Source organism: Paraburkholderia heleia NBRC 101817 (genome assembly GCF_000739775.1).
In the GTDB taxonomy this organism is placed as follows: domain Bacteria; phylum Pseudomonadota; class Gammaproteobacteria; order Burkholderiales; family Burkholderiaceae; genus Paraburkholderia; species Paraburkholderia heleia.
This window is the reverse complement of sequence record NZ_BBJH01000002.1, coordinates 140,041-156,631: the sequence shown is the minus strand read 5'-3', so window position 1 is coordinate 156,631 and position 16,591 is coordinate 140,041. Positions and strand designations below refer to the sequence as shown.

Annotated in this window: 13 protein-coding genes; 4 read left to right on the top strand and 9 right to left on the bottom strand. The window is 63.4% G+C overall.

Translation table 11 applies throughout. From position 1 onward, the window contains the following. Positions 1–16: 16 nt before the first annotated feature. The 3 genes from BHE01S_RS01405 to BHE01S_RS39475 form a co-directional block, all read right to left on the bottom strand. Positions 17–1,165 (bottom strand): branched-chain amino acid ABC transporter substrate-binding protein, encoded by a 1,149-nt coding sequence (locus BHE01S_RS01405; protein ID WP_042259963.1) that lies wholly within the window; start codon positions 1,163–1,165, stop codon positions 17–19. A 76-nt stretch (positions 1,166–1,241) separates the two neighbouring features. After that, the gene (locus tag BHE01S_RS01400; RefSeq protein WP_042259702.1) at positions 1,242–2,474 is read right to left on the bottom strand and encodes an NAD(P)/FAD-dependent oxidoreductase; all 1,233 of its coding nucleotides are present in this window, start codon (positions 2,472–2,474) and stop codon (positions 1,242–1,244) included. A gap of 65 nt (positions 2,475–2,539) precedes the next feature. After that, the gene (locus tag BHE01S_RS39475; protein WP_281177732.1) at positions 2,540–2,665 is read right to left on the bottom strand and encodes a hypothetical protein; all 126 of its coding nucleotides are present in this window, start codon (positions 2,663–2,665) and stop codon (positions 2,540–2,542) included. Between the two features lie 314 nt (positions 2,666–2,979). Here BHE01S_RS39475 and BHE01S_RS01395 point away from each other — a divergent pair, with 314 nt between their 5' ends. Further along, on the top strand, positions 2,980–4,407 hold the full coding sequence (locus BHE01S_RS01395; RefSeq protein ID WP_042259700.1) for an aminotransferase-like domain-containing protein: 1,428 nt from the start codon (positions 2,980–2,982) through the stop codon (positions 4,405–4,407). A 346-nt stretch (positions 4,408–4,753) separates the two neighbouring features. After that, a complete protein-coding gene (locus tag BHE01S_RS01390; protein ID WP_042259961.1) occupies positions 4,754–5,293 on the top strand; it encodes a hypothetical protein in 540 nt (179 codons plus the stop codon). A gap of 23 nt (positions 5,294–5,316) precedes the next feature. Here BHE01S_RS01390 and BHE01S_RS01385 read toward each other — a convergent pair whose 3' ends face one another. After that, a complete protein-coding gene (locus tag BHE01S_RS01385; RefSeq protein ID WP_052405634.1) occupies positions 5,317–6,921 on the bottom strand; it encodes an EAL domain-containing protein in 1,605 nt (534 codons plus the stop codon). 204 nt (positions 6,922–7,125) lie between these two features. Between BHE01S_RS01385 and BHE01S_RS01380 the strand changes: the two genes are divergently transcribed. Next, positions 7,126–8,592, top strand: coding sequence for an MFS transporter (locus BHE01S_RS01380; protein ID WP_042259696.1), 1,467 nt, complete (start codon positions 7,126–7,128; stop codon positions 8,590–8,592). A 179-nt stretch (positions 8,593–8,771) separates the two neighbouring features. On the opposite strand, the gene BHE01S_RS01375 is transcribed toward BHE01S_RS01380, so the two are convergent. From BHE01S_RS01375 to BHE01S_RS01365, 3 genes are all read right to left on the bottom strand, one after another. Next, positions 8,772–9,368: a GSU2403 family nucleotidyltransferase fold protein gene (locus tag BHE01S_RS01375; protein WP_245639604.1), complete on the bottom strand. Its 597-nt coding sequence runs from the start codon at positions 9,366–9,368 to the stop codon at positions 8,772–8,774. A gap of 663 nt (positions 9,369–10,031) precedes the next feature. Beyond that, positions 10,032–10,547 (bottom strand): DUF2867 domain-containing protein, encoded by a 516-nt coding sequence (locus tag BHE01S_RS01370; RefSeq protein ID WP_042259693.1) that lies wholly within the window; start codon positions 10,545–10,547, stop codon positions 10,032–10,034. A gap of 204 nt (positions 10,548–10,751) precedes the next feature. Beyond that, entirely contained in the window at positions 10,752–11,327 is a 576-nt protein-coding gene (locus tag BHE01S_RS01365; RefSeq protein ID WP_042259691.1) for a TetR/AcrR family transcriptional regulator, read from the bottom strand. A gap of 142 nt (positions 11,328–11,469) precedes the next feature. Here BHE01S_RS01365 and BHE01S_RS01360 point away from each other — a divergent pair, with 142 nt between their 5' ends. After that, positions 11,470–12,153, top strand: coding sequence for a glutathione S-transferase (locus tag BHE01S_RS01360; RefSeq protein WP_042259688.1), 684 nt, complete (start codon positions 11,470–11,472; stop codon positions 12,151–12,153). Positions 12,154–12,331: 178 nt separating this feature from the next. Here BHE01S_RS01360 and BHE01S_RS01355 read toward each other — a convergent pair whose 3' ends face one another. Then, positions 12,332–15,430: an efflux RND transporter permease subunit gene (locus BHE01S_RS01355; protein ID WP_042259686.1), complete on the bottom strand. Its 3,099-nt coding sequence runs from the start codon at positions 15,428–15,430 to the stop codon at positions 12,332–12,334. Further along, positions 15,427–16,548, bottom strand: coding sequence for an efflux RND transporter periplasmic adaptor subunit (locus BHE01S_RS01350; RefSeq protein WP_042259684.1), 1,122 nt, complete (start codon positions 16,546–16,548; stop codon positions 15,427–15,429). Before BHE01S_RS01350 ends, BHE01S_RS01355 begins: the two co-directional genes overlap by 4 nt. Positions 16,549–16,591 lie beyond the last annotated feature (43 nt).

Genomic DNA, 16,591 nt, shown 5'->3' with positions numbered 1-16,591 from the left:
AGGCCCCGCACGCCCTTCACACGCCATTGCCCCCGAGTGTCTTGAGGCTCTTCCACTGCCCCTGCTGCACCTCGAAGAGCGTATAAGGCGGCTTGATGAGATCGCCGTGCGGATCGAACGCGATATTGCCCGTCACGCCCACCACCGTCACCTTCGGGAAGCTCGCGACGATCTTCGCGCGGTCGAGCGAATCGGCGTCGCGAATCGCCTTGATCATGGCGAGCGCGGCGTCATAGGCGAACGGCGCATACAGTTCGACATCCTGATTGAAGCGCGCCTTGTAGCGCTTCGCGAACGCCTGCGCGGCAGGCAGCTTGTCGAGCGCCGGTCCCGGTTCGAGGTCCTGCGTGCCCTCGCCCGCCGGGCCCGCGATCTGCAGAAAGGCGTTGCTCTTCAATGCGCCCGCGCCGAAGAGGCGCGCCGGCATGCCGAGCGTGCGCATCTGCTTGGCGAGCATCGCGCCCTGCTCGTCGAGGCCGCCAAAGAAAATCACGTCGACGTTCTTTTGCTTGAGGGAGGTGAGAATGGCGCGAAAATCCACGGCCTTGTCGTTGGTGAACTCGCGGTCGACGATATTGCCGTTGGCCTCCTTCGCGCCTTTCTCGAACGCGTCGGCAAGCCCCTGGCCGAAGGCGGTGCGATCGTCGATGATACCGATGCGCTTCGCCTTCAACTGCTCCACCGCGAACTTGCCGGCGATCACGCCGCCTATGCCGTCGTTGCCCATGGTGCGAAACACGTTCGCGTAGCCCTGCTGGGTCAGCGCCGGGTTGGTGGAGCCGGGCGTGATCATCGCGACGTTCGCGTTGTGATAAACCGCCGAGGCGGGAATGCTGCAGCCCGAGTTGTAGTGGCCGATCACGCCGACCACGCCGTCGTCCACGAGCTTTTGCGCCACCTGAACGGCCACGTGCGGATCGGCCTGATCGTCCTGCACGTCGAGCACGTACTTGACCGGCTTGCCCGCGATGACGGGGTGTTTGGCGTTCTCCTCGTCGATCGCGAGCTGCGCGCCGTACTGCAAGTCCTTGCCTACGCGCGCCACCGGGCCGGTGAGCGGACCGGCGAAGCCGATCTTCACAACCTCGGGGTCGGCCGCCTGCGCGGGGCCGTGCAAGCCCATCAGCCCGAGGGCCATCGTTAGTACGAGAGTACGGCGGTTCATGATGCTCATCCTCGCTGGGAGACTGTTGCGGTGAGTGGTACGTGGCTGCTGACCGGAAAGCGGCTCGAAACTGGGATTAAAAGCGGCGCGGACTATATGGCGCGAGATCGATCGGAGGCGCGCGCCTTGCAACGAGATCGGCGACCACGCTGCCCGTCACGCCTCCTAGCGTCACGCCCAGATGCTGGTGCCCGAACGCGTAGATCACGCGCGGCGAGCGGCTCGACGCGCCCACCACGGGCAGCGCGTCGGGCAGGCTCGGCCTGAAACCGAGCCAGTCGCTGTCCGGCTCCGGCAGACCGGGCAGCGCCTCCTGCGCGGAGCGCGTCAACAGGCGCAGCAGGTCCGCGTTCTTGCCCGCGCCGTTGGCCGCCAGCTCGACGGTGCCCGCGGCGCGGATGCCGCCGTCCATCGGCGTCATGTAGAAGCCGCGCTCGGCCCAACCGCACGGGCGCGAAATTCGGTTAGCGGTGCCAGGAAAGCGCACGTGATAGCCACGCTCCACGCCTAGCGGCACCGCGTCGCCGCACTGGCGTGCGAGACGCCCCGAAAACGCACCCGCGCACACAATGGCCTGTTCCGCGTCGTGCGCCTCGCCTGCCGAATCGATCAGCTTCACCGCGCCCGGTGCGGGCTCCAGTGTCTGGACGGCCACGCGCCTGTGCACGAGACCGCGCTGCGTCAACATCGCATGCAAGGCCTGCAAAAAGCCGCGCGGATCGCTCAGAAACCAGCTGCCCTTAAAGAGCGTGCCTTGAGAGAAGAGCGGCGCGAGGCCGGGCTCCAGTTGTGCGATCTCGCTGCGCGCGAGCGTGTCGAACCTTACGCCGAGCGAGCGCCGCAGCTCGAGCGCCGGCTGCGCGGCCTTGAATGACGCCGCGCTCGAATACAGATAGAGACATTCGCGTTCGCGCACGAAAGCCGCGAGCGTGTCGACGTCGAGCATGTCGCGGTAGCCTTCGAACGCGCGCGAGAGCAGTTGCGCGAGTGCGTTCACGCTGCCCGCGTAGCGGCGCGGCGTGGCGCTCAGCAGGAAGCGCGCGAGCCACGGCGCGAGTCCCGGCACGTCGCCCCAACGGACGCGCAGCGGGCTCGTCGACGAGAACAGAAAGCGCGGGATGTTGCGGAACACGTCCGGGTTGTTCACGGGAATGCACGCATAGTTAGCGAACGTGCCCGCGTTGCCGTATGAAGCGCCCTCGCCCGGACCCTGCGCGTCGTACAGCGTCACGCTGTGCCCGTCGCGCATGAGCCAGTAGGCGCACGACAACCCCACGAAACCCGCGCCGATGACAGCCACTTGCGCCATGACTTCTTCCAGTTGGTTGCTGGCTCACGGAAATCCTGCACGTGAGACCTCTTGCGTGTGAGCAGCTAAGCCGCCGATACCACCGCCAGGCTCGCGAGGCTTGTCATGAGCTGGCCCGAAAGCGCGCGATCGAAGCCCATCGCGCAGAGCACACCGGCGATCGCCGCCACCACGATCGACGGATGTTGCACCTGAAGCGGGTGGTTTGCCGGGTTGCCACGAGCCTGTCCTCCTGTAATACAGTGCGTGTTGCGCCGAACTGCTGGCCGAACAAAATCTCGGATTCATACTCACACAATAATTTTTTGTGTGCAATTAAAAAATCTTTGTATGGAGACCAGGATTTCCCCTGGAGAATGACCGGGTGGCCCACGGTATAAGCAAGTATGCTCTTGCCAGATATCGTATTATTGGACTAGCAGACGCGATGGCGGCGCTGGCATCGCATCTCACAGTAGCAAGCAGTGTGGCAGACGATCGAGTTTTGTATGGAGATATTACTTGCATGAAAGCCCACGATTACCAGACAAAATCGGATGACGAGATCCAGACAAAAGGTCGTCAAGCCACGTACCTGGAGGTCTCCCGCAATCTGGAGGAACAGGTGCGCAGCGGTCAGTACCCGCCCGGCAGCCGCCTGCCGCCGCAGCGCGATCTGGCCGTGGAACTGGGCATCAACGTCTCCACCGTATCGCGCGCGTACAAGGAGTTGCAGGCGCGCGGTCTGATCGTGGCGAGCAAGCGGCGCGGCTCGATCGTCACCGGCGGGGCCATGCCTGCCGTCGGCGCCGCGGCACAGCGCGGCGGCGCGGCGAGCGGCGTAGATACGAACGGCGTGGTGGACCTCACCGTCAACCGGCCGGCGACCGGCGAATTTCTCGCGCAGTTCGCCCACACGATGGCGTCGATCTCGCGCGACCCGCGTTTTGCGGAAACCCAGGAATACCAGCCGCCCCAGGGCGCCGAATGGGCGCGCGCGGCGGGTGCGCAGTGGATCGCCGCGCCAGGCTTCACGCTCTCGCCCGAGAATCTGGTCGTGACGAGCGGTGCGCAGCATGGCCTCTATGCGGTCCTGAGCAGCCTGATGGGCCACGAAGGCGTGATCCTGTCCGACAAGCTGACCTACTACGGCCTCAAGGCGCTCGCGCCCGTATTCCAGTTCGAACTGGTCGGCATCCCGAGCGACGCCGAAGGCCTGCTTCCCGACCCGCTCGAAGACGCGTGCCGCCGCATGCCGGTGAAGGCGATCTTCACCGTGCCGAACCTGCAGAACCCCAGCGTGGTCACGATGAGCCTCGAGCGGCGCCTCGCTCTCGTGGAGATCGCGCGGCGGCATCACGTCGCCATCATCGAGGACGACGTGTATGGGCCGTTGCTGCGCAAGCGCCTGCCGACCATCGCGAGCCTGTGCCCCGAGCTGACCTTCCACGTGGCCTCCACCTCGAAGGTGCTCGCGCCGGGGCTGCGCATCGGCTATCTGCTCACGCCGCCGCACGGTGCGCCGCTCGCGGCCGAAGCCGTGCGCACGACGGCCTGGATGCCGGCACCGCTCACCACGCTCATCACCACGCGCTGGATCGAGGACGGCACCGCGCACCTCATCCTCGAAGCACAGCGTGCGGAGTTGCAGGCGCGGCAGGAACTCGCGCTCGAGATCTTGCCGCGCGAACTGCTCAACAGCGACCCCGCGTGCATGTTCGTCTGGCTACGCGTGCCAGCGCCGTGGCGTTCCGACGACTTCGCCGCCAACGCGCTCGCGCGCGGCGTGAACACCATGCCCGCCTCGGCGTTCGCGGTGGACCGCTCGACACTCGAGCACGGCGTGCGCATCAACCTCGCGTGTGCAACCTCGCGGGACCAACTGGTGCGCGCGCTGAAGGTCCTCGCGCGCACGCTGCAAGACCGGCCGCGCGCCCTCTTTGGCACGATCTAGGCCGCGCGGATTTTCCCTGATGGGGTTAGCGTCGGGGTTAGCATCGATGGGCTCTGCGCCGACGCGCGCCCATCGAGGATCCGCGCGATCATCCGCAATTTCTTCCGCTGCAGGCGCGCCTCCCCCAGGCGAATCGGTCATAACATCCGCGATGTTAGGCAACGACGTGACACACCTTCCGCCGGCTGGTGGACTTTGCATCCATCTGCACGGCGTATGCACACATTCGGCTAGCAGGAAGCAAATCAGGTACTAGAATGCATGAGTGCGGGTGATGCAAAGGCAGTCTGTTCGGCAGGAACGTTCGACAGTTCGATGTTTCGAGTTCGTCATTGGAGGCATGCTCATGACGTGCCTGAACGAAAAGATTGTCGGTGCAGCCTTTTTTATGCTGAGCGGTTATGCAGTCGCTCAGAGCACCGGTGTGAACATTCCCGAAACCATGACGGTCGCCAATATCCCGTCAATGCCGATGGAAGTGGTTCCAGCGCTGCCACCCGAACCCCAGGCGTACCTGCACCGGTACGAAATGGAATATCAGGCGAATCAGCCAAAACCGTTTTACGCGCAAGTCGAGGACTTTTATAGCGCGCCGGTCGCACAGGACAAATACCATTACGACTTCGTGAAATCCGTGCCCGGGAGCCGTTACGGCGCGCAGCAGCAGGCTGCACAGCCCATTGCCGATTATCTGCAGATGGGCCCTTCCACAGCGCCGCAAATTTCGCTTCTCACTGTGCCGGACAGCACGCTGAACATCGGCGCGCAGCCTCAGCGCAGGCTCTCTCTGACCGTCGACGAGTGGGTGTTTTCAGCCACCGCGCGCGTCGCCATTCTTCATTCGCATAGCACAGGCGCAACAGTTACGGTTCGGCGCGGTTTCTGAATGCGTGTGCTGTTTAATTCGTATTAGCGCACGGGCGTCGACACCGCATACCGCACGAGGCTCGCATCGCATTGCATTTCGGCAATACTCGCAGCCGAGCCCGGTCGCCGGTAAAAATAGCCTTGCGCATAGCGTATGCCCAGGCGCTGCAACATTTCGTGTTGTGCTTCGGTCTCGACGCCTTCCGCGATGATCTCCATGCCGAAGTGACACGCCAGCGCCACGATTCCCTTGACGAGCTGATCGCCGCGGCACTCGAGCTGCCGCACGAATTGCCCGTCGATCTTCACGTAGTCGAACGGAAAACGCCCGAGCGTGTCGAGGTTGCTGTGATGCGTGCCGAAGTCGTCGATGGCGAATTTCACGCCGCGCGCCTTCAGTGTCTCGAACACGGCCTCGGTGCGGGCGATCTGTTCGAGCAGGAAGCGCTCGGTTACTTCGAGAATGAGAATCACGTTCGGCGGCAGGCTGTCGACTACGCCGAGCACGTCCGCCACGAAGTCCTTGCGCTCGAAGTCCAGCGGCGCCACGTTGACGGCGAGATGAAACGGACGCACGCTCGTCGCGCTCACCATTTCCGTGGTTGCGCGTTCGAGCACGAAACGCGTGACCGGCCCGAGCAGGCGGCTGCCCTCCACATCGCCCATGAACACGGCAGGACTCACCGCGCCGAATTTCGGATGGGTCCAGCGAATGAGCGCTTCCGCGCCGCCCACGCGGCCCGTCGCCAGCTCGACCACTGGCTGGTACACCACATGAAACTGTCCGTGCCGCAGGCCGCGGCGCACCGCCGAGAGCAGCAGCCGGCGCGGCGCGAACGCGATGAGCCACGCCGCGCCGATCAGCAGGTCGACGAGCAGCGCCGCGGCGCCAAAGCGCAAGCCGTATTTCCAGCGAGCGTCGTGATACGCGCCGTCTGCAAACGCCACGTAAACGGCGAAGCCCCAGCGCGCAGACATGGCGCGCGCGCCCGCATGGCGAGCGGGGTCACCGGCGGCGAGCAGCGCGCCGCGGTCGTCTATGGCCGCCGCGCCCGGCACGGAAAGCGTGACGCGGCCCGCGCCGTAGCGTATGCCGTGCGCAAGCGCATCGGTCAGATAGGCCGACTCGATCACGTAAAGCAGACCGACATGCTCGCCAGTGGGAACATAAAGCGGCATGACCGGCACGCCCGCCTGCCAGGGCGTGCCGCCGATCAGCGTAATCGCGGTGCTTGCGGGCACCTGCGCGAAGAACGGCGCGAGCGCCAGGTCATAAGGGCCGAGCGCGGATGAACAGTAGAGCCGCCCGTTCGCCACGAGATTGATGCCGCGCACGTAGCGGACATGCGTTCTCAATTCGGCGAGCTGCCGCGCGACGCGCTCGCAGGGTTGGCCCGGGAGCGCGGCGAACGCGGCGCCCTGCACGGTGAGCACGCTATCGAGAATGTGCTCGATAGCAGACACCATGTCCTGCGCGATCAGCCCCTCGCGCTTGCGAATCGACTTATCGCCTTCCCTCACGCCGGCGGCCACCGCGAGCAGCAGCAAACTTGCGGCGCACACGAGCGTGACAATGGCGGTGAGCGTGGGCGTGAGACCCGATAAACGGGATTTGCGAACCGGAGACCACGGAACTGGTTTTGTCATAGGCACACTTGCGCATGGATGGCGCGCCCCGTTCCTGACATGATCCGGACATAGACTCCCTGCACGTCACCCGCTTTTGTATGAAGAGATGATACGTTACGCCAACCGTTTCCTCACATGGTGATTTTTCTGTTTTCACGCAGGCCGGCATTTCAGGAACAGCGCATGCTACAAGGCATCGCGTGCTGAACCACGCCTTGCCCGATGAATCCTCCAGACACGACCGAAACGACTGACAAGCCTCCCGTCGTCGAAACCACGCTGCCCGCGCGCCTCGATCGCCTGCCGTGGGGCCGCTTTCATGTGCTCATCGTCGTGGCGCTGGGCGTCACGTGGCTGCTCGACGGTCTGGAAGTCACGCTGGCCGGCGCGGTAGCAAGTGCGCTAAAAACGAGCCCGGTGCTGCATCTGGACAACGCGCAGGTGGGGCTGGCCGGCAGTGCGTATATCGCGGGCGCGGTGTGCGGCGCGCTCGGCTTCGGCTGGCTCACGGACCGGCTGGGCCGGCGCAAGCTCTTCTTCATCACGCTCGCCGTGTATCTGCTGGCCACCGCCGCGACGGCGTTCTCATGGAGCTTCGCGAGCTTCGTGGCGTTTCGCGCGATCACGGGCGCGGGCATCGGCGGCGAGTACGCGGCCATCAATTCGACGATCCAGGAATTCACGCCCGCGCGCGTGCGCGGCTGGACCGACCTCAGCATCAACGGCACGTTCTGGGTGGGCGCGGCCATGGGCGCGGCGGGCTCGGTCGTGCTGCTCGACCCGCACCTGCTGCCCGCGGACTGGGGCTGGCGCGTGTGCTTCTTCATCGGCGCGGTGCTCGCGCTCATCATCTTGCCCATGCGCCGCTGGATTCCCGAAAGCCCGCGGTGGCTGCTCACGCACGGCGAGCACCACGAGGCGAAGCGCATCGTGGAGGGCATCGAAACGCGCTTTCGCAATGCGGGCCATACGCTGGAAGACCCACCTGACGACCCGCTGCGTCTGCACGCGCGCAGCCACACCCCGCTGCGCGCGGTGTTTCATGCCCTATTCGTGCGGCACCGCCGTCGCGCGCTGGTGGGGCTTTCTCTCATGACGGCGCAGGCTTTCTTCTACAACGCGATTTTCTTTACCTACGCGCTGGTGCTCACGGAGTTCTATCACGTGCCGGGTGGCGACGTTGGGCTCTATCTGCTGCCGTTCGCGCTCGGCAATTTTCTCGGACCGATCTTGCTGGGGCGGTTGTTCGATGTGATCGGCCGGCGCACGATGATTTCCGCGACGTATGCGCTCTCAGGTGTGCTGCTCACGGCGAGCGGCTGGCTGTTCGAGCAAGGCATGCTCACGGCGACGATGCAAACCGGCGCGTGGATGGTGATTTTCTTTTTCGCCTCGGCTGCGGCGAGTTCCGCGTATTTGACGGTGAGTGAATCGTTTCCGCTGGAGATCCGGGCACTGGCTATCGCCGTGTTCTATGCGTTCGGCACGGCGTTGGGCGGGATTATCGGTCCGGCTTTCTTTGGACGACTGATCGATACACATCAGCGCAGCGAGGTGTTTACGGGGTATGTGGTGGGATCGGCGCTCATGATCGGTGCGGCGATCGTGGCTGCGATCTGGGGGGTCGATGCGGAGCGCAAATCGTTGGAGCATGTGGCCGCGCCGCTCTCGGCCGTGGGGAAGGAGTGAGTCAACGGCATCGCCCGCCACTTCCCGCAGCGCGGCGATCATTTTGGTGGGAACCGATGCGTGGAAATAGATTCACCGGGACGGCTTCGAGCCGCAGCTTTTTGACCTGGTGTGGTAAAAGGCCGGAGCGGTGTGTGGTTCGCACGGCGGATGCGGACAATTCGGTGCGGCGAGGCGTGTCAGGCGCCGATGCCTTCCTCGAGTTCGAATAGTGCGCCCTCATGTGCTTCGAGCGTGCTGCGTACCTTGGGCAACGCACGGCGAACCATCGGGCGCGCGGACCTTGGGAGATTCGAGCAGGCGAGTTCGATGTCGCCGCTTCTGTGTTCGCCGAGCATCGCGAGCATCACGCACGCCTGCTGGATATCCTTCTGCGACTTGACCAGCATGTTGGTGCGCAAGCGTGAAACGAGGATCTTGTGGATCGCGAAGCGTGCGGGGTCCGGCACGCGAACCGGCACCGCGCCGTGCCTTGAAAGCAGCGTGCCCATGTGTGACTCGCCGAGCAGATAGGCGAGATAAGGCATGCCGCTCGCATGCGCGCCAAGCTCTGGAACGGCGACGGTCGGAAACGTGTTGCCCTTCGAAGGCACTAGCAGATCGACGTGAAAACGCGTCCGCCCCGCCTGTTTGAACGACGTTGGCGGATCGCCCCTGTTGAACCCCGGCACCGGCACGAAGTCGATTCCCGTCTCTTTCAGGATTTCGAGCAGGCCGCCCGAGGGCACACCGTTCAGCGCTAGCTGGCGAGCGCGACGTTCGCATACTGGGAGCAAAATGCCTGATCGTGGCGCTGGTAAAGAGGGAGTCCGCGCATGCCAGAAAATTGCAGTATTTTTTTGAATTCTACTGCAAACGCGAACTCATGATTGCAGCAATTTCATGAAAATTACTGCAATCATCATGAGATGCCTCGCGGCCACGAGCCCCTAAACTGTTCGTTACGCAGTCTCGCCATCCACGTCCGGAATGCCTCGCTCGCCTGTCTTCATCACCTGTGATGGTGTTCCCAGTCCCTATGCCAACCACCGCCCTGCCCATTGCCATAGCGGTAGCCGCCCGGCGGCCCCCGATACACGACCGGCGGTGGACTGGTCTGATAGACGTAGGTACCCGGCGCCCCATAGGCACCCGGTGGAGCAAAGCGGGATTGGTAGACCACCGGCGGCGGTGGCGGTGGAATCGGCGTGTAATAGCTACCCATACCAGCTTGAGCCAAAGCTGACGCGGGTGCGTAGACGGCCGCAGCGATCGCCAGCGGGATTGCGTGCTTCATGGTGTAACTCCCCGTCGGTTCGCCAGTTCGCACCGACTGTGAAACGGCCATTTGAAGCATAGTCGCTCGACCTGCCGGCAACTGAAACCATCCGCGCTCGTGTGTAACGGTCGGTAACGCGCTCTTCGATACTTCGGAATTCAAACAGTTCAGTGGACGGCCATTATGCATCGGGCCAACCTGTCCGCTGCGCCCGATCGAGCGAGGCTCGGACAACAGCCCGATGAAAAGGTGCGATGAGCGTAATGTAGGCTCGGCCCAGCGGACGATTGTAGAAAACGAGCGTCGTCACGGTGAGGCGGGACCGACTGTGGGATGACGGCTGCACGAGGACCGACACGCGGAAATCCAGATGCGTGTCATCCTCGCCGAGAACGATCTCGTCATCCGATCGTTCGAATACATGAAACAGGCTGACCCTCTCTCCTCCTTTCTCCTTGAAGTCAACCGTTGTCTTCAAGCCGAGCGGCCGCACGAGCGTGTCCCGGATTCCCAGCAGCATCGCAATCCATGCGGGCTGGTTGGCAAAGACGTGTCGTGCCAGCGCCTCTACGTCGTAGCCTGTTCTTTCCGGCAGATCCACGGAGAACGCGTCCGCGAAATCGGCCCGGCCGTACGACGAACTCAGCTGCGAGGCCGGCGGCAAATCAGACTGTTCGATTTTCGGATAGCTATACATGTGCGATCACCAATAGGAGGAGCTCGTGGACCGGGACATTAGAGCAGCGTAACGCTGCCGTCGACCACCTGCTCCGCGCCCAACATATACCGCGAATCGCGTCAGTCGGCGGAAATCGCACCGCTGCGACGATATCGCTCGCTTCGCCCATCCGGCCCCTGCGCCTTGGAGGCCACCAGGCGCCGTACCGACTTTTTTCGACTGCTATACCGGCAAAAGACCCGCAATACGGTAGCTTTCAATTAACCCATCGTAGACGGCGATATCCGCGCGGCTTCTGGCGATGAGTTGAGCGCCGGCGACGGCTGCGAAGATTGCTCGGGCACGTCCCTCGCGCTCCTCGGCGCTGGCAATGGCCGTGGCGGATAACACCTTGCTCAACCACGCAACATTCACATCTGCAAAAGCTCGGACCTCTTTCGTCACCGCTTCCGGCAAGTCATCAGATTCCGCAGCCATGAAACTGCAGAGACAGATGCGATTACCGCTCTTCAGCGCCCTGCGAAACGTTTCTGGGTAGCGGCGCAGACAGTCGACCGGATCTGCGGATTCGGCCAAAAGTGCATTCAGAGTGGCTTCCGAATCCTCCCAATAACGCCTCGCCACCGCTGCTCCGAGATCGGACTTGCTTGCGAAGTGATGATAGATGCTCGCAGCCTTGATGCCGACAGCTTCAGCAAGATCACGAAAATTCAGGCCGCTATAGCCGTGCGCTTGCGCAATCTTTGTGGCGGCCACCAGGATTCGTTCCCTCGAGCTCAAACCTGAATCGTTCTTCACTACGGCCGCCTCCGCAAACTGGAATGACTGTTGACACAGCGAATTATACCTTTTATGGTAAACCTAACGAACGTTAGGTAGATAGCCGGGGATAATCCCCGTTTCCTCCGATCCCGAGTACCCGCCACCCGTAGAGGTAAGCATGACATCAGGCATCGTCAATTCCGATTCAACCCAGCTCCCGATCATGACGATTTACGATTTCCCCACGGGACCCTATCCAACACGCGTGCGCATCGCTTTGGCCGAAAAGAATCTGCAATCGCGTGTCGAGTTTGTCACGGTGGATCTCTACAGAGGGGAACACAAAAGGCCCGATTTCATCTCAGGAAAAAACTACTCGGGTACGCTGCCGGTCCTCGAGCTCAATGACGGAACCTGCATCGCCGAATGCACCGCGATTACCGAATACCTCGATACGCTCGATGGTGCACCCACGCTGACCGGTAAAACACCGCTCGACAAGGGCGTGATCCACATGATGAGCAAGCGCGCCGAACTGGAGTTACTCGACGCCATCAGTGTCTATTTCCACCACGCCACGCCTGGACTAGGACCTGAAGTCGAGCGCTATCAAAACGCCGAATGGGGGTTTCGTCAGCGCGACAAAGCCCTCAGGGGCATGCACTACTTCAATGACGTCCTGAAAAAGCAGCCGTTTGTCGCCGGGGATGCGTTCTCGATGGCCGACATCACCGTCATTGGCGGCCTGGTCTTTGCGTCGATCGTGAAGCTGCCGGTACCCGCAGAGTGCGAAGCCCTTCTCGCCTGGTACGCGAGAATGCGCGAACGCCCGAGCGTCAAGAGCCAGCCGGCATTCGCCTGAAATCGCAGCCGTTGCCGGCCTTCATTGACGAGCGAACGATCTTTGGTTGCAAAACTGGGGCGACCGGTTCGCGTGAGCTGGACGACTGGTGAACTCAGCCGCGGCCGGATGGCTACGTCGCCAAGGTCGCGCGGCGCCGGTCTCCGACAGTATCCGTGGTATCGAAGAGTGGCCAGCTCTACGTAATCGCACTGGCGCTCGGTTCGAGCGAGGAGTGGCTTTCCCCCGCTTCGGGCCGGATCTTGAACCAGATCGAATACATCGCAGGCAGAAACACCAGCGTCAGAATCGTTCCAGCAAAAGTCCCGCCAATCAGCGTATAGGCCAACGTGCCCCAGAACACAGAGTGCGTCAACGGAATGAAGGCGAGCATCGCGGCGAGCGCGGTCAGAATCACCGGCCTCGAGCGCTGGATCGTGGCCTCCACCACCGCGTCGAACGGCGTCATGCCTTCGCGCGCGTTCTGTTCGATCTGGCCGATCAGAATGAGCGTATTGCGCATCAGGATGCCGGAGAGCGCGATGAGTCCCACCAGCGCATTGATCCCGAATGGCTGATTGAACAGAAGCAACGTCGGCACGACGCCAATCAGACCCAGCGGACTGGTCGCAAACACCATCAGGGTCGCGGCAATCGAGCGCGTCTGAAAAATGATGATGAGCAGCGTCAGCGCGATCATGATCGGAAACAGCGGCGCGAGCGCCTTCGTCGCCTTGTTGGCCTCCTCGATGGAGCCGGCTTCCTCGATCCGATAACCGTCCGGCAACTTTGCAATAATCGGCTGAAGTTGCGCGAGCATCGCCGTCGACACATCGGGAGGCTGTAGTCCTTCCGCGGTATCGCCGCGCACGGTGATCGTCGGCGTGCGATCGCGGCGGCGAAGAACCGGATCTTCCATGCGGATGCCGACCTTGCCGACCTGCGAGAGCGGCACGCGCTGCCCCGCCGAGCCGATCAACGTAAATCCGTCGATACGCTGCGGATCGAGCCGGATCTCGCCTGCCGACCTCGCGACGAGTTCCACCGACCGAATGTCCTCACGCACGTGCGTGACCGGAATGCCGGTCAGCAGGAATTGCAGTTGCTGCGCGACGGAACTCGACGTCAAGCCAAATGCACCGAGCCGATTTTGATCGAGCGTGAAATGCACCGTGGGCACGCGCGGGCCCCAGTCGGCGTTCACCGTTCGCATCATCGGGCTGGCATTCATGGTCCGTTCGACCTGCGCGGCGATGGTGCGCAAGGTTCCGGCGTCCGGGCCCATGACCCGGAACGCAACGGGGTAAGGCGAGTAAGGGCCGAACACCAGTTGGGTGACGCGAACCTGCGCTCCGGGCACCAGCCCTTCGGCGATGACTTTGCGCAGACGGAATTTGAGCGCCTCACGCTGCTTCTCGTCGTTCGTGCGGATCACCATCTTCGCGAAAGACGAATCGGGCAATTCCGGCGACATCGCCAGATAGAAGCGCGGCGCGCCCTGTCCAATGTACGACGTCACGATCTTCGCTTCCGGCTGCTTCGCGAGCCACGCCTCGACTTTTTCCGTCGCAGCGGAGGTCTGTTCGATCGACGTGCCATACGGCATCTGCACTTCCACGAGCACTTCAGGGCGATCGGAGGTCGGGAAGAACTGCTTTTTCACCAGCCCCATGCCCATCACGGCGATCGCGAACGCGCCCACCACAATGCCAGCGACCAGCCACTTTCGTCGGATCGCACGCCCCAGGAACGCGCGAAAACGCTGGTAGTTCGGCGTGTTGTAGATCGCGCCGTGACCGCCTTCGATCACGGGAATATCGGGCAACAGCTTGACGCCGAGATACGGCGTGAACACGACGGCCACGATCCATGAAGTCATCAGCGCAATGCCGACGATCCAGAACATGTTGCTCGTGTATTCGCCCGCCGTCGAGCGCGCGAAGCCATTCGGCATGAAGCCGATGGCCGTGACTAGCGTGCCGGACAGCATCGGCGCCGCCGTGTGGCTCCACGCATATGCCGACGCCTGAACGCGGCTATAGCCTTCCTCCATTTTCACGACCATCATCTCGATGGCGATGATCGCGTCGTCGACGAGCAGCCCCAGCGCGAGAATCAGCGAACCCAGTGTGATGCGGTCAAAGCTCTTGCCCGTTGCGGCCATGACGACGAACACCCCCGCGAGCGTCAGCGGCACCGCAGCCGACACCACGATGCCGACGCGCCAGCCCATGCTCGCGAAGCTCACGACCATCACCACGAGCAGCGCAACGAAGAACTTGACCATGAACTCGTCGATCGCCGAATGGATATTGACGGCCTGGTCGGTCACCTTCGTGAGACTCATGCCCAGCGGCAGTCCGGCGTTGACCGACGCGACTTCCTTGTCGAGCGCCCGCCCAAGGCTGAGCCCGTTCCAGCCGTCCCGCATCACGACGCCGAGCAGCAGCGCCGGTTCGCCGTTATTGCGAATCTGGAACGTGGCCGGGTCTTCGTAACCGCGCTCGACGGTCGCAACGTCCGAGAGTTTCAGCGTGCGACCCTGAACGACGATCGGTGTGTCACGAATGGTCTGCAGTTTGTCGAACGCGCCTTCGACACGAATGAAAACCTGCGCGCCTTGTGTATCGATCGAGCCGGCAGGCGTCAGCACGTTCTGGTTATTCAGGGCGGCGAAGATATCCTGCGGTGTCACGCCGAGCGTCGCGAGGCGGTCGTGCGAGAACGACACATAGATCCGTTCGGCCTGCTCGCCGATGATATTCACCTTCTTGACGCCTGGCACGTGAAGGAGCCGCTGGCGCAGTTCCTCCGCGTCGCGCACCAGCAGTCGCTGCGGCTCGCCTTTCGCCTTGAGCGCGAACAGCGCGAACGTGACATCGGAGTACTCATCATTCACGAGCGGACCGATGACGCCAGGCGGGAGGCTGCTTGCTTCGTCCGAGAGTTTTTTGCGCGCCTGGTAGAACTCCTCGGGCACGTCCGCGGGCGGCGTGCTGTCGAGCAGGGTCACAGTGGTGAAGGCCAGCCCCGGACGCGTGTAGGTCTCTGTGCGGTCGTACCAGCGCAATTCCTGCATACGCTTCTCGAGCGGCTCAGCCACCTGATCCTGCATTTCCTGCGCGGTGGCGCCCGGCCAGGCCGTGATGACCGTCATCGACTTGACGGTGAACGGCGGGTCTTCGGCCCGCCCCAGTTTGAAAAAGGCCACGATGCCCGCGATGGAGATCAGGATGATCAGAAACAGAGTGACCGAGCGCTCCCGCACCGCGAGCGCCGATAAATTGAAGCCGCTCATTGCGCTGCTCCTTCCCGCGAGACCGACCCTGTCGCCACCGCGTCCTGGGCGACGCGCACGCGTTCTCCGTCGTGAATCAATTGGGCGCCGAGCGCTACGACCTGGTCGCCTTCGTGAAGATCGCCGGTCACCGTCGCAGTGTCGTCGCTCAAAGCCGTGACGCGGACCGAGTGCCAGCTCGCCCGCGACTGCGCCCGGTCGACGGTCCAGACGCCGGTGCCCGTGCCCGGATCGAACAAGGCGCCGGCCGGCACCTCCATCGCGGCCTGCGCCTCGCAGGCGATGCCGGCGAGATTGAGTGTCACGGTTGCGCCGAGCGGCGCATTCGACAGCGCGCCCTCGAGCACGTACCGGGCCTCGTAGGTTCGCGTCAGCCGGTCGGCGGAATCGGAGAGCTGACGCAAGGCGGCAGGCACCGGCTTCGTGACCGCGCCATACAGCGTCGCCTCGGCGATCGAGCCCGGCGCGGGACGCAGCGTCTCGGGAAGCTGGACGACGGCCTCGCGGGGTCCGGCATGCGCGAGCCGCACGACGATCTGCCCCGCTGCGACCACCTGGCCCGGCTCGGCCAGCGTCTCGACCACCACGCCGTCGGCGTCCGCCATGAGGACCGCGTATCCGGACGCGTTGCTGGCGAGCACCGCCTGCGCCTTCGCCGCGACGAGTTGCGCCTGGGCGGCATCGGCGGCCGCCTTGAGCTGCTCGTAGGTCGACGCCGACACTGCGCCTGCCGCAACGAGGTCCCGATAGCGCGCCTCGTCGGCGGCCGTCTGCGTGGCGCGCGCCTGGGCGGCGTCCACGAGTTCCTGTTGCGAGCGAGCCTGCAATCCCAGATCGATCGGATCGATGCGCATCAGCGGCTGGCCGCGCTTGACCGTCTGGCCGGCATCGACCAGACGCTCGATGACCTTGCCCTGAACCCGGAAACCGAGATCGCTCTGAACGCGGGCGCCGACGACACCCGAAAACGACCGGCTCGCGCCCGCCGCGCTGTGAACGACGCTCGTTCGCACGAGCGGCGCCTCGGTACGCGGATCAGCGGCAGGCCGCTCGCCGCACGCCGCGAGGGCGAGCGAAGCCAGGCTCAGTGTGTAGACAAAATGATGGTGCCGGAACATGAGGTCGCCCCTCGCAAAGAACAGGAGGCCTCATTCTGATTCC

Coding starts and splice junctions, on each gene's coding strand:
- BHE01S_RS01405 (WP_042259963.1), bottom strand. CDS start 1,165: ATGAACCGCCGTACTCTCGTACTAACGATGGCCCTCGGGCTGATGGGC.
- BHE01S_RS01400 (WP_042259702.1), bottom strand. CDS start 2,474: ATGGCGCAAGTGGCTGTCATCGGCGCGGGTTTCGTGGGGTTGTCGTGC.
- BHE01S_RS01395 (WP_042259700.1), top strand. CDS start 2,980: ATGAAAGCCCACGATTACCAGACAAAATCGGATGACGAGATCCAGACA.
- BHE01S_RS01390 (WP_042259961.1), top strand. CDS start 4,754: ATGACGTGCCTGAACGAAAAGATTGTCGGTGCAGCCTTTTTTATGCTG.
- BHE01S_RS01385 (WP_052405634.1), bottom strand. CDS start 6,921: ATGACAAAACCAGTTCCGTGGTCTCCGGTTCGCAAATCCCGTTTATCG.
- BHE01S_RS01380 (WP_042259696.1), top strand. CDS start 7,126: ATGAATCCTCCAGACACGACCGAAACGACTGACAAGCCTCCCGTCGTC.
- BHE01S_RS01370 (WP_042259693.1), bottom strand. CDS start 10,547: ATGTATAGCTATCCGAAAATCGAACAGTCTGATTTGCCGCCGGCCTCG.
- BHE01S_RS01360 (WP_042259688.1), top strand. CDS start 11,470: ATGACATCAGGCATCGTCAATTCCGATTCAACCCAGCTCCCGATCATG.
- BHE01S_RS01355 (WP_042259686.1), bottom strand. CDS start 15,430: ATGAGCGGCTTCAATTTATCGGCGCTCGCGGTGCGGGAGCGCTCGGTC.
- BHE01S_RS01350 (WP_042259684.1), bottom strand. CDS start 16,548: ATGTTCCGGCACCATCATTTTGTCTACACACTGAGCCTGGCTTCGCTC.